13 protein-coding genes are annotated in these 17,979 nt (G+C 54.1%); 8 read left to right on the top strand and 5 right to left on the bottom strand.

Annotation, left to right across the window (positions count from 1 at the left end):
* Positions 1 to 404: 404 nt before the first annotated feature.
* From Poly59_RS28295 to Poly59_RS28285, 3 genes are all read left to right on the top strand, one after another.
* Positions 405 to 1,820, top strand: a complete 1,416-nt coding sequence (locus Poly59_RS28295; RefSeq protein ID WP_146537417.1) for a TolC family protein — start codon at positions 405 to 407, stop codon at positions 1,818 to 1,820.
* A 140-nt stretch (positions 1,821 to 1,960) separates the two neighbouring features.
* Positions 1,961 to 3,241 carry an efflux RND transporter periplasmic adaptor subunit gene (locus Poly59_RS28290; protein ID WP_186776573.1) on the top strand — a complete coding sequence of 427 codons (1,281 nt, stop codon included), beginning with the start codon at positions 1,961 to 1,963 and terminating at the stop codon, positions 3,239 to 3,241.
* On the top strand, positions 3,238 to 6,357 hold the full coding sequence (locus Poly59_RS28285; protein WP_146537415.1) for an efflux RND transporter permease subunit: 3,120 nt from the start codon (positions 3,238 to 3,240) through the stop codon (positions 6,355 to 6,357). Before Poly59_RS28290 ends, Poly59_RS28285 begins: the two co-directional genes overlap by 4 nt.
* A 37-nt stretch (positions 6,358 to 6,394) precedes the next feature.
* Here the strand turns inward: Poly59_RS28285 and Poly59_RS28280 are convergent, their stop codons facing one another.
* The 5 genes from Poly59_RS28280 to Poly59_RS28260 are packed head-to-tail and all read right to left on the bottom strand — an operon-like array spanning position 6,395 to position 11,601.
* Positions 6,395 to 7,096, bottom strand: a complete 702-nt coding sequence (locus tag Poly59_RS28280) for an N-formylglutamate amidohydrolase (RefSeq protein WP_146537414.1) — start codon at positions 7,094 to 7,096, stop codon at positions 6,395 to 6,397.
* A complete protein-coding gene (locus tag Poly59_RS28275) occupies positions 7,093 to 8,325 on the bottom strand; it encodes a carboxylate-amine ligase (protein ID WP_146537413.1) in 1,233 nt (410 codons plus the stop codon). Before Poly59_RS28275 ends, Poly59_RS28280 begins: the two co-directional genes overlap by 4 nt.
* 18 nt (positions 8,326 to 8,343) lie before the next feature.
* On the bottom strand, positions 8,344 to 9,810 hold the full coding sequence (locus Poly59_RS28270; RefSeq protein ID WP_146537412.1) for a RimK family protein: 1,467 nt from the start codon (positions 9,808 to 9,810) through the stop codon (positions 8,344 to 8,346).
* A 10-nt stretch (positions 9,811 to 9,820) separates the two neighbouring features.
* Positions 9,821 to 10,555, bottom strand: coding sequence for a cysteine peptidase family C39 domain-containing protein (locus Poly59_RS28265; RefSeq protein WP_146537411.1), 735 nt, complete (start codon positions 10,553 to 10,555; stop codon positions 9,821 to 9,823).
* A complete protein-coding gene (locus tag Poly59_RS28260; protein ID WP_146537410.1) occupies positions 10,552 to 11,601 on the bottom strand; it encodes a peptidase M42 in 1,050 nt (349 codons plus the stop codon). The genes Poly59_RS28265 and Poly59_RS28260 overlap by 4 nt, the downstream gene beginning before the upstream one ends.
* 608 nt (positions 11,602 to 12,209) lie before the next feature.
* Between Poly59_RS28260 and Poly59_RS28255 the strand changes: the two genes are divergently transcribed.
* The 5 genes from Poly59_RS28255 to Poly59_RS28235 all read left to right on the top strand — a co-directional run bounded on the left by Poly59_RS28255 (position 12,210) and on the right by Poly59_RS28235 (position 17,920).
* Positions 12,210 to 13,763, top strand: coding sequence for a circularly permuted type 2 ATP-grasp protein (locus Poly59_RS28255; protein WP_246152000.1), 1,554 nt, complete (start codon positions 12,210 to 12,212; stop codon positions 13,761 to 13,763).
* On the top strand, positions 13,756 to 14,727 hold the full coding sequence (locus tag Poly59_RS28250) for an alpha-E domain-containing protein (RefSeq protein WP_146537409.1): 972 nt from the start codon (positions 13,756 to 13,758) through the stop codon (positions 14,725 to 14,727). The genes Poly59_RS28255 and Poly59_RS28250 overlap by 8 nt, the downstream gene beginning before the upstream one ends.
* Complete coding sequence (locus tag Poly59_RS28245; RefSeq protein ID WP_146537408.1) at positions 14,724 to 15,581, top strand: transglutaminase family protein; 858 nt, start codon at positions 14,724 to 14,726, stop codon at positions 15,579 to 15,581. The genes Poly59_RS28250 and Poly59_RS28245 overlap by 4 nt, the downstream gene beginning before the upstream one ends.
* A gap of 129 nt (positions 15,582 to 15,710) precedes the next feature.
* A complete protein-coding gene (locus Poly59_RS28240; RefSeq protein ID WP_146537407.1) occupies positions 15,711 to 16,022 on the top strand; it encodes a helix-turn-helix domain-containing protein in 312 nt (103 codons plus the stop codon).
* 296 nt (positions 16,023 to 16,318) lie between these two features.
* The gene (locus Poly59_RS28235) at positions 16,319 to 17,920 is read left to right on the top strand and encodes a bifunctional GNAT family N-acetyltransferase/carbon-nitrogen hydrolase family protein (protein WP_146537406.1); all 1,602 of its coding nucleotides are present in this window, start codon (positions 16,319 to 16,321) and stop codon (positions 17,918 to 17,920) included.
* The last annotated feature ends 59 nt before the right edge of the window (positions 17,921 to 17,979 follow it).

Genomic DNA, 17,979 nt, shown 5'->3' with positions numbered 1-17,979 from the left:
TCTTTTACAGCCTTATGTCGGCAGTCGACAGATCGTTTCCACAACGGATTGCTGTTCTGCAGTTCGATTCCAAGTTACTTTGCGTTTGAGAAATGTCGACATCGCAGCATTGCTAAACCGTTGTCGGTCCACACCTAGGGCGACCAAACAGCCACTCGGGTTGGTTGTGGATACCGTGTTATCCGGTGTAGTTCTGCTTTGTTGACCGTCGGCTTGGTCACAGGCTGGCCCACTAGCCGGTCGTTCCGATTGTTGGGATCGATCAGGCAGGTACTGTGCTACTAAATGTATCGTTGGCGTTGGTCGATTTGGAAGTTGGGGAGATGCCAGTTGCAACCAAAGTCACCAAGACTCGGACGCTAACGGCTGATCCGACCGACTGACCACGAATTGCGAGGCCATCGATGGCGATACTGAAACGTGATGCGATCAAAACAATGTTGGCTGTAACGGTTGTGACGGCCGCGACGGTTGGTTGCAAATCACCGCAGCCTTGTTGCGATCCGAATTTTGTATCTCGCGAAGTAAGTTGGCGAACGGAGTCACAGCACGAGCGAGTCGAGCCTTGCCGCGAAGTAGTTCCCGCTGGCGTCGTGTTGGAGGACGGACTTAGCGAGGACGAAGCCGTGCAAACGGCGCTCGTCAATAACTCGGCCTTCCAAGCCACACTTGCGCAATTCGGGATGGCACAGGGTGATGCTGTGCAGGCAAACTTGATAGCGAACCCACAGTTCTTGGTCTACTTTCCGACGGGATCGAAAGAAGGTCAGTACACACTGTTTGCACCGATCGAGTCGTATCTCCTGCGTCCGACTCGCGTCAAGATTGCCAACCGCGAATACCGCCGAGTTGGTGAACAGCTTGTCCAGAATGGACTCGATCTGGCTCGCAACGTCCGCGTCGCGTACGCAGACTTTGCCGTCGCCAGTCAACAGGCTTCCTTAGCGAATGAAGCGTTGCAGATTCGTGAGAGTATTGCGGATTTGACTCGGAAGCGTCTTGAAGAAGGTGACATTAGCGAACTCGAAACGATTTCTGCGAAGGTCGATCGTCTAAACGCAACCGCCGCCAGCGGTGTGCAGCAGAACGTGGTCGCAATTGCGGAAGCGAGACTTGCGTCTCGGATTGGTCTGACAAACCTTGATACTCCGTTGGTCCCATTGCCGATCCAGTCGCCTGCGATGCCGATGCTCGACGAAGCGACATTGATCGCGCAAGCACTGGCATGTCGACCAGACTATGCGTCGGCAAAGTGGGCGGTAGCAGCCGCGTCGCAGCGATCGCGATTGTCACGCTGGCTATTTCTGCGAATGGACGGTGTGTTAGATGTTCGCAGCAATCCGGGCGGACGCACCGGTGGCGGGATGAGATTCGACATTCCGATCTTCAATCGGAACCAAGGTGGTGTGCTTCGCGCGGACTGGGAAGTCAACGCAGCGATGCACGCTCGTGATGCGATTCATGACCAGATCGTCGCCGATGTGCGAACGGCGGTTCGGCAGATGCGGCAAGCCAGCGAGAATCTGCGCATCCTCGAACAGGAAGTGGCCCCCGTGCTGGCCGAAGCTTTGACGATTGCCCAGAAAGGCTTTGCCGATGGCGGCACCGACTACTTGCTGGTACTGCAGACGACGACTCAGTATCTAGACACGCGAGCCCGGATACTGGACCAGAAAGCAGCCTACTCGCGGGCTTTGGCCGAGCTTGAGCGAGCGGTGGGGTGCCACTTGGAAGCGGGTGGGGTGAATGTCGAGCAGATTCTGGCTGCGTCCGAATTTGAGCTAGAACAGGTCGTCGTGCAAGAGTTCGACGAATCCTAAGCACGACTAACGCGATTAGAATGCGATCGCAAGCTGCGAGTCGGATTCCAATACAGTGGTTTGCAACTATGCTTTTAGTAACGTATTGCGGCCCACGTTGGTTGTGCTCGTGTTTGCCGCGATTTCCCCGAGGTTAATCGTTGTTGAAATCCATCAAACCGACGACCACGCTGATCCTGCTGATTTCTTCGCTGGTCGGCTGCGGCACGAAGACGGACAAATCGTCGAAAAAGGAATCCGTCAGCCCGGCCAAGGTCGAGAAGCTTCCGGTTGAAACGGATTTGGCCAGAATCACGTTGACGGACGATGCCAATTCGCGACTGGGAATCACAACGGCAACTGTTGTCGAGCAAGAAGTCACGCAGCGACGGTCGCTCGGTGGGCAAGCGGTTATCCCGTCGGGAAGTACGATCATCGTCTCAGCTCCTTTGGCTGGTGTTGTGACACGTGTAGGCCGTGTTTCATTGCCGGTACCAGGGACGAAGGTGATCGCGAACCAACCGCTGTTTTCGCTAAAACCGCTTCTGTCGGCCGAGCGTGACGTTCCGACGCCCGCCGAACGAGTCCAGCTTGTTGCAGCCCAAGCCAACATGATGGCCGCGCAAACCGTTGCGGCCGGTGATGTGGACCGCGGCAAGGCGGAAGTCGAAGGTGCCCAGATTGCTTTCGATCGAGCCACGAAATTGTTTGCCGACCGTGCCGGTGCCCGTCGCGCCGTTGACGATGCCGAAGCGGCGCTGAACATTGCGAAATCAAATCTCGCTGCCGCCGAGGAACGTGAAAAGCAACTGATCGAATTGCTAACGATGCTAGACGTCAAGAATCCCGAAGGCGAAGCCTCGGTACTACCGATGACGACGCCGATTAGCGGATTGGTCAATCGTATCGAAGTCAGCGAAGGGCAAACCGTTGCCAGCGGCGCGGTAATGTTTGAAGTCGTCAGTATGGACAAGATTTGGATTCGTGTTCCGGTATTTGTGGACATGCTTTCAAGTATTCAAGTCGAACAACCCGCCAATCTTGTCTCGCTGTCCGGTGACGCACTTTCTCAATCCGCGATCGCGAATCCGATTTCCGCTCCGCCGACAGCGGATGCGATGACTTCGTCCGCCGATCTGTATTATGAAGTCGACAACCGCCAACTGGGGCTGCGTCCCGGTCAACGAGTCGGTGTTGAATTGCCGACATCAAAGGCCGAGTCATCTTTGATCGTTCCCAATGGTTCGATCTTGTTCGATATCTACGGCAACGCCTGGGTTTACGCGATGACCGGCGATCGACAGTACACCCGCAGCCGAGTCAGTGTCCGGTTCGTCGACGGTGACGAAGCCGTGTTGGCGTCGGGCCCGCCGGTGGGAACAAAAGTCGTGGTCGACGGTGCCGCCGAGTTGTTCGGTACCGAATTCGGAGCCGGTAAGTGAACTGGCTCATCAAGACATCATTGCAATTTCGATTGCTCGTACTCGTTCTCGCCGTCGCGCTTGTCATTGTTGGCGTTCGCACGTCTGACTCGGTGCCGCTTGACGTATTTCCCGAGTTCGCTCCGCCACTTGTGGAAATCCAAACCGAAGCGCCCGGGATCTCAACCGAGGACGTCGAGAGTCTGATCACGGTTCCGATCGAGAACGCGGTCAACGGCATTCCCTTTGTTCAGACCGTGCGATCCAAGTCCGTGCTGGGGCTGTCGAGTGTGCGATTGATCTTTGAACCGGGTACGGATCTGCTTACCGCACGGCAATTGGTGCAGGAGCGTCTCGCGCTGGCTGCAAGGACGCTGCCGATGGTCGCCAGACCGCCGGTGATCTTGCCGCCGCTATCGTCACTTAGCCGCTGTTTGAAGATCGGGCTTTGGTCCAACACACAGTCGCAAATGGAAATGACGGTGCTAACGAAGTGGACCATTCGTCCGCGATTGATGTCGATCGCAGGCGTGGCCAACATTGCGGTATGGGGCGAGAAGGAACCGCAATTGCAAGTGGTCGTCGATCCTGATCGGCTTCGTGCAAACAGTCTGACCCTGGACGCGATCTTGCAAACGGTTCGCGATGCGACGGCGGTCGGCGCGGGTGGATTTGTCGACACCGCCAATCAACGTCTGGCTCTTCGTCACGTACCAGCTGTGTATACGCCCGAGCAACTCGGCGAGATTGTTGTCGGTTTTCGTGCTCCCTCGGCGGCCGCCACAGGGCCCGCCGTCGTCTCGGCACCGCTGCGATTGAAAGACGTCGCGGAGGTTACCTACGATTACGCGCCCCCGATTGGCGATGCAATCATCAACAGTCGGCTGGGCTTGCTGCTGATTGTGGAAAAGCAACCGTGGGCCAACACGCTCGACGTGACTCGCAATGTCGAGAAGGCGATGGCCGAGCTGAAGCCTGCGATGGGCGAAGTTGAATATGACACGACGGTGTTTCGTCCGGCAACGTTCATCGAACGAGCCCTGGCGAACCTCGGCCATTCGATGTTGGTTGGCTGTGTGTTGGTGGTGATCGTGCTGTTGCTGTTTCTGTTTGATTGGCGATGTGCGGTCATCAGTGCCACCGCGATCCCGCTTTCGCTGCTGGCGGCTGTGATGGTGCTTTACTATCGCGGCGGCACCGTCAACACGATGGTCTTAGCCGGATTGGTGATTGCACTAGGTGAAGTCGTCGACGACGCGATCATCGACGTTGAGAACATCATGCGGCGACTGCGTTTGAACGCGAAGCTGAAGCAGCCACGAAGCAATTTCGCGGTCGTGTTGGAAGCGTCGATGGAGGTTCGAAGCGCCGTCGTCTATGCGACAGTGATTGTCGTTCTTGCGTTTCTGCCCGTGTTCTTTCTTACTGGCCTTGCCGGGGCGTTCTTCAGGCCGTTGGCCGCTGCTTACATCTTGGCCATCCTTGCGTCGCTGTTCGTTGCATTGACAGTGACGCCCGCAATGTCGTTGATTCTGTTGCCCAAGTCGGCTGAACGTCGCAGCATCGATGGGCTACTGGTTCGTTTGTTCAAACGAATCTACCGTACGGTTTTGGGCTTATCGCTGCGGCTCAAATGGGGCACCATCGCTGTCACCTTGGTTCTGTTTGGCTGTTTGGTTTCGACGATTCCAATGCTCGGCGAACGGTTGATGCCGAAATTTCGTGAAACCGACTTCCTGATGCACTGGGTCGAAAAACCTGGTATTGGAATCGACGCGATGAACCGCATCACGATCCGGGCCAGCGACGAATTGATGGCGGTCGACGGCGTCCGTAACTTTGGATCGCACATCGGACGTGCAACCGTTGCGGACGAAGTTGTCGGACCGAACTTCACCGAACTCTGGATCAGCATCGATGATACCAAGGACTACGATGCGACGGTTGCCGAAGTCCAAGAGATCGTCGACGGTTATCCAGGTTTGTATCGCGACTTGTTAACGTATCTGACCGAGCGAATCAAAGAAGTCCTGACCGGTACGAGTGCTTCGATCGTCGTTCGCATTTATGGGCCCGATTTAGATCAACTTCGTGCAACCGCTAAGGAAATTGAATCGGTCATTAAGCCAATCGAAGGTGTGGCTACCTTGAAAGTCGAACCGCAAGTTCTTGTGCCGCAAATTGCAATCGACATGAAAGTCGAGGCGGCGTCACAGTTTGGTTTGACGCCTGGGATGTTGATGAATAACGTCACGACGCTGGTCAATGGAACGCAATTTGGCGAAATGTATCGTGACCAAGCGATCTTTCCTGTCGTTGTTCGCGGCGAAGCCAAATTGCGCACCGACTTGGCCACATTGGGCGATCTGATGATCGATACGCCCTCGGGTGCGCAGGTACCGCTTTCAAGTGTCGCCAGTCTGACCGTCGTTCCGGCTCCGAACGTTATCCAGCGTGAAGGAGCCTCGCGTCGTCTTGACGTGACCTGCAACGTCGAAGGCCGCGATTTGGCGTCGGTCGCGACTGAAATCGAAGCCGCAGTTCTTGCGAACGTGAAATTTAAGACTGGCTATCACCCCGAGTTCCTGGGCGAATATGCGGAAGCCAAGGCATCTCGCCAACGTTTACTTTTACTGTCGCTCGGTTCGATCTTGGCGATCACGATCATTCTGTACATCGACTTTGAAAGCTGGCGATTGGTGCTGTTGATCCTGCTCGCCTTGCCACTCGCGTTGGCCAGTGGCTTGCTAGGTGTTTTCGCTGGTGGCGGCATCATCTCATTAGGCTCGCTCGTTGGATTTGTGACGGTGCTTGGTATTGCAGCACGCAATGCGATCATGTTGATCAGTCATTATCGGCACCTCGCCGAAGAAGAGCCGACGATCACGGCAATGGAGTTGATTCTGCGCGGGGCTGAAGAACGCCTGGCGCCGATTCTGATGACTGCGCTGACAACCGGGCTAGCGCTCGTTCCGCTGATCTACACCGGCGAGCTTCCCGGTCAAGAAATTGAGTATCCGATGGCCCTGGTGATTCTCTGTGGTCTGTTCGGTGCGACGATCGTGAACTTGCTGGTCTTGCCGGTGATGTATGGAATGTTCGCACCGCACCAACCCAAGGAAGCCAATCCAAGCTAGGTGATTGTGACCGCGAGCTTCCGCAACAAGGTGTTTGTCAATGTGGCGGAATCGTTTCTAACAATGCTCGGACTATGTTCTTTTGGCTTTGCGGCGATCGCTTCCAAAACCGGTGGCTGATCTCGACTTCGATGCCAAGGTAATTTGAGTCTGCGAACTTTTGGCGTAGGGCAGTTGTGAATCCGTCGTCAGTTCCGGCGTAAGGTTGGTTGGCGACCGCTCGAACGCGCGGATGCTTTCTTTTCACGTCGCTAAGCCAAGCTTGGCAAAAAGCTGCTTCACCGGCTCGCACAGGATCGAAAAGAAAACCAACATCGATGGGACGCCATGTTCCTTTGAAACGTGGCGTGAACGTATGAATGGACAGATGGACGACACAGCCGGCGGATTGAATTCGACTGCGAAGTTCGCCTTCTACTTGTTTGCGGTAGGGGTAGTACCAGTCGTCCAGCAACGTGGCTCGCTGGCTAGCGGAAAGATTAGATGTGAACGGGGAATACAGGCCCGGATTGTCTTGTGATCGGTTTAGGTCGACAAGCAACCGAGTGGTTTCTGATGAGATTAGTTCCGCAACTTGAGCTTTTGCGAACTGCGTCGCCGCTTCCAGTGCACCGGGGTCATAGCCGCGGTGACTGTTGAGGGCTCTGGCCGCACCGGGTGTCGCGAAGTGCGATTGAAAAGGCTTGGGCACCAGGTTGCCGCCGTGTTCGCACGTGATCAACCATTCTGGGCTAGTCATGGCTGGAACGGTTCCCAAGTATCCAAGCAGTCGGCGATCTGGTCATACACGTTGTGGAGTTCTTCGTGGTCGAAGTTTTCGCCAAGAGAGGTGCGAATCCGGGTCGCGAGTGTTCCCTGTTCCATGATGATTTCGATCGGTGCGTACAGATTTGCAAGCGCCGTGTCATCGCGTCGCACTCGTTCAAGCAGGACACCCCAAAGCTGTCTCGCGGTACACGACGATTTTTGAATGTCAAACATAGCCAGGAAATCTGCATTGTCGATCAAGGCATTTTCCGCGCTGACGGTGACTTGATCCAGGATTGCTCGTAGCGAATCTGTCGAAGCTGTTTTCTGCAGTTCGGTCGTCGACCATTGCTGGGCTACTAACGATTTGATGACTGCGATCGCGGCGGCGCAAATGGACACGTCTGCACCGGGATACTCTTGCACGTCCATGACGCGAAGTTCGATCGAACCACGGTCAAATCTCGCGATCGCTCCGCGCGAGTTTAGAAAGTCGACCTCGAGCACGCCCTGTGGATCGTGTGGCCGTACATCTTTGGCGATCTTGTCAAACACTTCACTCCGATAGCTGGCCTCGTCAAACAACGGCTCGGGAACAAGACGCCCGGTCAGCGACGGCATCGCTTTACAATGGTCGGCGTAGTGCTGCATCCGAGAATCTGCCTTGCCAGTGTATTGCCCGTCGACGATTGGCGAACTGGCGGTCAGGGCTGGTAGGATCGGCAGAACTAAACGAACAGCCGCATGCAAACGAGCAAACTCATCGTCGCCATCAAAAGGCAGGTTCAAGTGAACGCTTTGAACGTTGGCCCAACCGTGCGACTTGCAATTGAAGATGCGATCATAGGTCCGATAGATTTCATGGTTTTCATGCGGCCACAGGATGGTTTCGACCGCGGGGTTCATCCACGGGTGCATGGCGGTGGGCAGCAATCGAATATTTAATCGATCCATCGCGGGGCGAAGTTTGCGAATGGCGGTTTCAAACTGCGATGGCAGCGACCCAATCTTAGTTACTGGCAGCGTTGTTTTGAGCTCGATGATGTGCAGCGCAAGTTCGTTGGACCATGTGATTGGACCTGCCTCGTAGTCGCTGGCCATGTTTCCGCCTGTCAGAATCGCTAACAGCGAGTCGGCGACCGGGCGCACGCCCAGCGTGTCGCGATCGACCAGCATGTATTCCATTTCAATGCCAAAGGCGTCAAACAATTTCAGTGTCATGATTGGAAAGCTTTATCGTTAAGTTTGTTTGGTGGCTTCAATTCGGCGGGCAAACGATTCCATGATGCGGCGATAAAGTTCTTCTCGCAGCACGGCGTCTTCGACGCCGGAATCCAAGTTTGGGTTGTCGTTGACTTCGATGACGTAAAACTGTCCGTCGACCTCTTTGACATCGACGCCATATAAACCGGCACCGATTAGATTGGCGGCTTTGACGGCGGTCGCGACCGCTTTTCGCGGTGCAGTTTCCACAGGGATCGTCTCAGCTTTACCGAACTGAGGTTTCGATTCCGATTCGGTGCCATGCTTCGCGATCTGCCAGTGACCACGCGCCATGTGGTACTTGCAAGCGAACATTGCCCGGCCGTCCATCACACCGATCCGCCAATCAAAATCGGTTCGCATGTATTGCTGGGCGATTACAAGCTCAGAATCAGCAAAAAATTCGGACAGCCTCGCCTGCAATTCATCAGCGTCGGCGGCTTTGACCACTCCCTGCGAAAACGCGCTATCAGGCCGTTTCAGCACACACGGATAAGAAAGCGTCTCGGCCAATTCATCTGCGTTGCGACGATGCACGATTGTGGTCTGCGGGATCGGCACTTTGGCACGGGTCAGCAGTTCGGCCAAGTAAACCTTATTGGTGCATCGAAGGATCGATATCGGATCGTCGATCACCACCATTCCGGCCGCTTCGGCCCGGCGTGCTAAACGATACGTGTGATGGTTGACAGCCGTCGTTTCACGAATGAACAGCGCATCGAACTCAAGCAATCGGTTTGAGTCAGATCGTGTGATCAGTTCGGCATTGATACCTTCCGCGGCTGCGGCTTTGACCATCTTTTTCAGCGCCGATTCGTCGGATGGCGCCAAGTCCCCTTCAGCCGGATTGTGCAGAATCGCCATGTCATAACGCATTGACTTGCGTTTGGGACGGCTGGAAACACCACGAGCAAAGTGTTTCTTGGCTGCATCGGCGACGAATTTTCGATGATGTGCCGGGACATTACCCAGCGAGACCGCTGACGCGCGTCGGAGTCGCCATTTGCTGCGGCGTGTGAATTTGAATTGCAGTAGCGGTGCTTGAAATAGGTTAAACAGTTCTTTGGCCAGGCGGTCATACTTCTTGGCCAGGTTCTGGCCGAAATAGACACTCAGCACGAACTCATCGCTGGAAAGGCCTTTGAACGAGCTTTCGATCAGTTCTTCGAGATGTTGAGGAATTAATCGGACGGCGGCTGATCCAGACAGGTCTTGGATTGTGGTGACGTCTGGCATGGGGCGTTCACCACGGGCTTCGGCCAACAGTGAAACGTAATAGCCCATGCTCTGGTAGGCATAGGATCGACTTAGGTTGTAGACGCGAGTGCGTCCACGCGACTTGGCATCTGGAGAAGAGAGGTAATCGCGAGGGTCGACGGTTTCCACACCATCGAAGTTGCCGATCCAGTCGTCATTGGATTCAGCAACAAGAATCGTTTTCATAAAGCTCGGTTCAATCCTTGAGGGTGATGGTCAGCAGGTTGGCATCAAATGTCACGATGCCTAACAAAATTGCTGACGTAACTCGCGATAGCGGAGCGATGTACTTATTGGTCGGTGCCATCGGGTTCGGATGCAGCGGATCGGCGATCAAGACTGTTCGTTTGATAGGATCAAATCCGTGCAACACGACGAAATGGCCGGTTGGATCGCCCGCTTCATCGTCTGAATCCCCGGATGGTTTCTCGCGAGACTCTTGGTACAAGTAGGTCGCGCTTAGTCCGCAAAGGACAGGGGTTTCGCGTGCCATCATCGATACCAGCAGTAAGTCATCGAGCGGCTGCATGCGTACTTTGCCGCCGAGGTGGAGGAATCGCAGGTAAGTATTCGTCGCGGCCGTCAAACGCATGACGTCAATGTCGGTGCGATGTTGTTTCGCACCAAGTTGCCGAGACAACTTTTTAACTAACTCGTCGGCGGATTTCATTTCTCCCTCGCCGTCGAACCAAGTTGGGTCGAACAGTTGCAGGTTGTAAGTCACGATCTCGGCCATGAAACCACGCTCGAGCGCGTCGCAGGCCAAGTCGACTGCGAGTGTACCGCCGGTATCCAGTTCGGTGATCTTGCCAACTAGTTCGTGCAGGTCGACGGGGCGATCCCAGTATTCGTAAACAGCGGCCAAGCAGGTTGGACCACAGGCCGTTTGAGTCGGCTGCGGTTGAATTTCGAGGACAAGTTCGTGCGTCAAAGCTGGCACCGATGACAGAGCAGTCGCAGCATCGCATCGACGCTAATCAGCGACGCGGTTTCCAATTGAGTGTGGTATGACGATGTCGGCAATTGCAGAGTTGTGCCGGACACTTGGCCCGACGTGGCGGCGATCAATCGCCCTAGTTCGGTGCGTCCGATCGAGCTCTGTTTTTCGCGGGTTCGATTGAGCGCCTGGATGTAATCATCTTTGAAGCAGTAGGTGATCGCTAACCGATCGCACGACTTGCGAAGTCGCTCGGTCGCGGCTGGGTCGAACAATGCGTTGGAATCGCCATGGCGGAGCACCACATCTTGTTGGTCGCAATCATCGACTGTCGGAAATGGGCTCGTGTCGAGCACGATCAATTGGTCGGTTGTTGTATCGTGACGTTGAAACCATTCGGCGATGAATCGCCAGCTACGTCCGGATTCTTCGCCGGCCGAGAAGAAAGCCGTTCCTGCGAATCCTCGGCGCACCAGTTCGATCACCATCGCGACCGAAATTACGTTATCGAGCTGAGCGGAAATGTAGCCGTCTTTTTCTTGCAGGCGATCGACAAAAGAAACTGGCGTTGCGGGTTGTAGGTAATCGAGACCGTCAATTTCAAAGATCAGATTTTTTCGTCGCGGACAAACATACGATTCGGTGATGGTGCCCTGCCCTAGGTACGATCCCGCATACGGCGTGTGAGCCTGGACACGTTGACCGCGAAACCGTCCGGCGATCAGTTCCATAAATTGTTCTGAAATCGAGTCGCCGTTCAACTCGCCTCGGTTGCCGGCGATGAACGCGGCGTACTGGAATTCACGCGGCCCAGTGCACAACAAGCCGTGTCGATCGACGTGAGCCGACAAGTAAACGCTTTCGGGTTCATCGCCTTCAACGACAAGCAAGCCGTGGTACCGCGTGATCTTGACCGGGTACTCTTCCAGTTCTCGGCGAAGGACTCGAAAGAAAGCATCTTCCACGCCAACGACGGACGGTTCGCGAACCAATGCGCGAAGCAGGTGTAGAAATTCGTGTGTGGCGTAAGAGAGTTTCATGCGTATCCGTCGCGTGGACTTTGGGTCCTTGCTGTCTTCGAGTCGTGTTGACTTCTAATACCGGCTCACGGGCAGTTTTCGTACCGAAACCTTCGATACGGCATTATTACGCTGAATTCAATGGTGACCCATCAGATATCTGGAAAGAAGTTGCCGAAACCGGAAAGCTATTTGCCGATTCACGGGGGCGTCGGTGGTGCAAAGTCGCATGCAAGCGACATGGTTTTCGTCTTCGATTGTTCAATGACGAAATTTTCTGGTTCGGAAAATAGCGTTTTACAGATTGTTGTTTGCCGAATGTGTTAAGTGATTTAGCGCGAGGTTGCGGCGACGTCGTCTCGCATCTTTTGAGTGCGCCATCTAGAACTGTGACGAGTTCAGCAAGCGAGCGTTCATCGTTCAGAATGTTGACGAGCGTCGCGTCGATTCTTTCTGCGTTGCGATCAGCTCGTCTGCGGCTAGCGGTGGATTCCGTTACGCTGTGGAAGCTTGCGATAGAAATTGTGCTATCAAAATCGCAGTCGAGGTTGGGGGCGTCATTTCGCACTGGAAAAACTTTTTCCAGTTGAAAAGGATCCTTGATTCGTCCTGCGCAAATTTTTCTTGAGATGAAACGAACAATGAAGTTCACGGACTACCAGACTGACGGATTCTACGACGAGTTGTTCGAGAAGGCGGGCGTTCCTCATGAGGCCGCAAAGCCTCTAATTGCCAAAATTGAATCCCTGCCGCCGGGTGATCTGCACCGACGGCAACAAGCGGCCGAAGCAGCTTTCTTGCAGATGGGCGTCACCTTCACGGTTTACGGTAGCGACGAAGGCACTGAAAAGATCTTCCCGTTTGATATCGTCCCTCGTGTGATCGAGCCCGGGGATTGGTTGCAGATTGAAAGAGGGCTGAAGCAACGAATCGAGGCGCTCAATCTGTTCATCAACGACGTCTATCACGACCAGAACATCATCAAGGACGGCATCATTCCGGGCGAGTTGCTGAATTCTGCAGATTCGTTTCGCCCGCAGTGCGTTGGCTTGACGCCTCAGCGAGATATCTGGATCCACGTGACAGGAACCGACTTGGTTCGCGATCAAGCCGGCAAGCTGATGGTCTTGGAAGACAACTTACGCTGTCCTTCGGGCGTTTCCTATGTCCTACAGAATCGTGAAGTGTTGAAGCGGACGTTCCCGAACGTGTTTCAGTCGATGCACGTTCAGCCGGTTTACGATTATCCAAATCGCTTATTGGCGGCACTTCAGTATCTTGCGCCGCGGGGAGTCGCCGAACCAACCGTCGTGGTGCTGACGCCCGGCATGTACAACTCGGCATACTTTGAACATGCCTATCTGGCCCAGCAGATGGGCGTCGAGCTTGTTGAGGGAAGCGATCTTGTCATCCAAGATGGCTTTGTGAAGATGCGGACGACGAAGGGTTTTCAGCGAGTCGACGTGATCTATCGCCGTATCGACGATGACTTCATTGATCCAAAAGTCTTTCGCGAAGACTCTTGCTTGGGCGTGCCCGGATTGATGGATGTTTATCGCCGCGGAAATGTCGCACTTGCTAATGCACCGGGGACAGGGATCGCGGATGACAAAGCGGTTTATGCCTACGTTCCACAGATCATCAAGTATTACCTGAATCAGGACATGATTCTTCCCAATGTCGAAACGTACTTGTGCTCGGAACCAAACCAGCTTGATTTTGTATTGAAGAACTTGGACAAGTTGGTGGTCAAAGCGGTCAATCTTTCGGGCGGCTACGGCATGCTAATCGGGCCACATTCGACCAAGAAAGAGCAAACCGAATTCGCGGCCCAGATTCGCGAATGTCCACGCAATTTCATCGCCCAGCCGACCTTGGGGCTATCGCGTGCTCCTACAATCGTCGGCGATGATTTTGAAGGACGGCACGTCGATCTGCGTCCCTACATTCTGTACGGCGAAGACATTTTCGTGATGCCAGGTGGCTTGACCCGCGTTGCGCTTCGCAAAGGTTCCTTGGTCGTTAATTCGTCGCAAGGTGGCGGCAGCAAGGACACGTGGGTCGTCGCTCCTAGCGACGGCAGGGCTGAGCAAAGTCAGGGTGCAAGTTCGCAGTCGCAAACGCAATCGCAGACTCAAAAAACAAATTCGAAATCGCAAACTCAGGGTGCCAAGGATGCTTAGTCGTACCGCAGACGCTATCTATTGGCTGGCCCGCTACGTCGAACGGGCTGAAAACGTCGCTCGATTTGTCGACGTAAACTTCACGCTGGCGTTGGATCTGCCACACGAATCGGCTGCTCAGTGGAAACCGATGATTTTGACGACGGGTGATGAAAGTGAATTTTCTGATCGCTATGATGAATTCAGTGAAGAGAATGTCGTCAAGTTTTTGACGTTTGATCGTGAGAATCCAAATTCGATTCTGTCGTGTTTATGGCAGGCACGCGAGAATGCGCGAACGGTTCGGGATACCATTTCGTCCGAGCTTTGGGAACAGATCAATCATTTTTACTTGCTTGTTCAGCATGCGTCGAAGCAAACCAAGATTGATTCACCGCATAAGTTTTTTGCTGAAATCAAGCAAGCCAGTCACCTGTGTACAGGCATTGCGGATTCCACCATGTCGCACGGCGAACCGTGGCAATTTGCGAGGCTCGGACGAACGATCGAACGTGCCGATAAGACGGCCCGGATCTTGGACGTGAAGTATTTCATGTTGTTGCCAAAAACGGATCATGTGGGCTCGCCCTACGACGCGTTACTGTGGTCAGCACTGTTGAAGTCCGCCAGCGCCTTCGAAATGTACCGAAAGCGGTTTCGAGCGATTCATCCCGATCGCGTGGTCGAGTTTCTGATCTTGGATCAGCACTTTTCTCGCTCGATACGCTTTTGCGTCAAGGGTGCCGAGCGATCGTTGCGTCTGATCACGGGCAGCGAGAGTTCGAGCTATGCCAGTCCGGTTGAACGGAAGCTTGGGCAACTGCGATCCGAACTGGACTTTGCTGACATTGGCGAGATCTTAGAAGGCGGACTGCACGAATACTTGGATACCTTTCAAGAGAATCTAAACCTCGTTGGCGGCGCGGTGTTTGACACATTCTTTGCTCTTAAGCCCGTTTCAGCAGGAAACAAAGCAGCCTCGTGATATTTCAAATCCATCACCGAATCACGTACCGATATGATCGCCCAGTGATCATTGAACCGCTGACGATTCGGTTGCAGCCTCGCGGTGACGGTTCGCAGCGGCTTCTGGATTGGAACTGCACTCTGACGCCAACGCCACTTGCTTCGACGTCGATTCTAGATGTCTTTGGTAACTCGGCGCTGCAGGCGTCCTTCAGTGGCGTCTACCTGGAATTTTGCATCGAGGTAAATTCGCGTGTGGAAACGCTGCGAACGAATCCGTTCGATTTTCTTTCGCTTGATGCACGAACGACGAACCTGCCTGCGCGATACCACGAACCGGTCGAGCAAGCATTGGCGGCGCATTTGCACCGTAACAAGGCTGACTCGCAGATTAGCGAGTGGGCAAAGGAAGTGTCTGCGTCCGCGGGTAACCAAACGCAGTCGTTTCTGTTGCAAGTGACAGAACAGATTGCGCGGGATTTCAATTCTGAAAATCGCTACGGTGGATCGCCTTTATCGCCATCGGAAACATTTGCTTCCAAGCGCGGAGCGTGTCGTGACTTGGCCGTGCTGTTTATGGATGTGTGTCGTTCGCAAGGAATCGCAGCTCGGTTTGTTAGCGGCTATATTTATGAACCGAATCGGGTTGGAACGTCCGAGCTGCATGCTTGGGCAGAGGTTTATTTGCCGGGTGGCGGATGGAGAGGGTACGACCCTAGTCGTGGTGTTGCAGTCTCGGACCAACACATTGCAGTGGCTGCTGGACCCGAAGCCGAGTGGGCGGCAGCCACGGAGGGTTGTTACATCGGTACCGGAGCAGAGTCGACCATCGAATACGAGGTGACAGTGACCGAGGTGGATCGTCACTTGTAAAAGTTGGTGTGGTAGGAAGCGGCGCGACAAGAACGGCACGAGATTCGCATCGGAGATTGTTATGCAATCTGCTTTGGCAATATTCCTTTGACTGGCCGGTTCTCTAGCCCGTTTCCTTGGCATTCCTCGATGCAACTCTCAAACGACGTGACTGTTTCCTGTACGTCCGGCCAATCGCGAGCCGTGTCGAACGAGCAAGATTCGTTCGCGCTCGATCCATGGGAACAGGGGCTGATCAACGAGGTTCGGCGGTTATTCGCTGGCGAATCGCAAGTGATCTTAGAACAGGTTCATGAGCGAGTCGATCGAGTGGTCTTGGACTATGTGTTGGCCCAAACGAGCGGGAACATTAGCCAGGCCAGCAAGCGGTTGGGAGTCAGCCGACCGACGCTTAGAAATCGGAGCCGCGCGCTGGGGCTATACACTCAGCCGACCGCGTAACCCACCCGGAAATACTGGATGACTTGGAAAGAATTTTTCCAGTCTCTGCAATGGTCTTTTTAGGCCCGGCCGGGGCTTGCCTGCATCGACTAAGTAGATGTACGTTCTGCCGCCACGGTATTCCTTCGGCACAGGATGTGCATCATAAACGGCAGGTAATGACGCAAGTTCCGCTTGACAATCCATGCCATTTGTCGGGAAAGTTGCCTAGACTGCCGGGTGACGTGCTTTTGCCAAAAAGTCTTGGCATTCGTGTTCCTGTTCCACCATCGTAAATCATTTCGCTGAAGATCTTCATGGCTGATCCTAATCAACCGCTGCATGTTTCGTTGTCATCTACAGACGACCAACCAGAACCCAATTTTGACGTTTCCGAGTTCGAACGCGAATTGATCGTGCGTCCGATGCAGAGGGAAGACTTTGACGGGCTGATTGCGATGGCGACCAAATGCTTCTCGGGAATGGAGCCTTGGGGCCACGATCAACTTGAAAGTCAACTCAAGCACTTTCCCGAAGGCCAGATCGTTGTCGAGTGTGACGGCCGAGTTGTTGCCAGCAGCAGCAGCGTGATGCTGGACTACGACGACGAAATGGAGTGGTGCAATTGGAAGAAGATTTCTGATTCGGGCTACATTCGTAACCACAACCCACGCGGCGACACGTTGTACGGTATCGAAATCATGGTCGATCCCGAGTTTCGTGGTCTTCGGCTTTCTCGGCGTTTGTACGCTGCTCGCCGTGAATTGTGTCGTAGCCGAAATGTTGAGCAAATGGTAATCGGCGGACGCATTCCGGGTTATCACAAGCACGCCGAAACATTGAAGGCGACCGAGTACGTCGACCGTGTCATCAACAAAGCGATTTTCGACCCGGTCTTGAGCGTTCAAATTGCCAATGGATTCACGCTGCAGGGATTACTAAGTAATTACTTGCCATCCGATACCGAAAGCTGTGGATACGCGACGTTCTTGGAATGGCGCAACCTTGACTACACGTCCGAAACAAAACGTCGCTTTCGACGAACCGTCCGTCCGGTTCGTATCGGTGCGGTCCAATATCAAATGCGTTCGATCAAAGACTTTGATGAATTTGCGGCACAGGTTCGGTACTTTGCAGATGTCGCGGGCGATTACAAGTGCGACTTTGTTTTGTTCCCCGAGCTGTTTTCGACACAATTGTTGTCGATCATTCCGGCACTTCGTCCAGGGCAAGCCGCGCGAAAACTGGCTGAGTACACTCCGCAGATTCTTGACTTGATGGGCGACTTGGCGGTCAAGTTCAACACCAACATCATCGGTGGTTCGCATTTTGTTGTCGAAGACGATCACTTGTACAACGTCGCGTTTCTGTTCCATCGTGATGGAGGCATCGACCGGCAATACAAACTGCATATCACACCCAGCGAACATAGCTGGTGGGGTGTCGAAGGTGGACCGTCGATGGACGTGTTCGATACGGACTGCGGTAAGGTCTCGATTCAGGTTTGTTACGACAGTGAGTTTCCAGAGCTTGGTCGTATCGCGGCCGAACAGGGGGCTGACATAATCTTCGTTCCTTTCAATACCGATACCCACAACGGTTACCTGCGCGTACGAACATGTGCTGCGGCGCGATGCATTGAAAACGATGTCTACGTTGCAATCGCGGGGTGCACCGGTAACTTGCCGTTTGTCGAAAACGCGGACATTCACTATGCCCAGGCCGCTATTCTTACGCCATGCGATGTTTCCTTTCCTCGCAATGGAATCGGTGCCGAAGCAAACGCCAATATCGAAACGATTATCATTCACGACGTCGACTTGGAACTGCTTCGTCGCCACCGCGAACGGGGCAGTGTCACAAACTGGAAAGATCGCCGAACGGACTTGTACGATCTCAAAGCGACTCCGCACTCGTAGTCGCGTCTGAGGCTCTTTCTAAAGAAGTTCGCTTTCGGAAAAGTTGCCGCATCCAACCA

Origin of the sequence: Rubripirellula reticaptiva (assembly GCF_007860175.1) — a bacterium.
In the GTDB taxonomy this organism is placed as follows: Bacteria; Planctomycetota; Planctomycetia; order Pirellulales; family Pirellulaceae; genus Rubripirellula; species Rubripirellula reticaptiva.
This window is presented reverse-complemented; position numbering and strand designations above follow the sequence as displayed.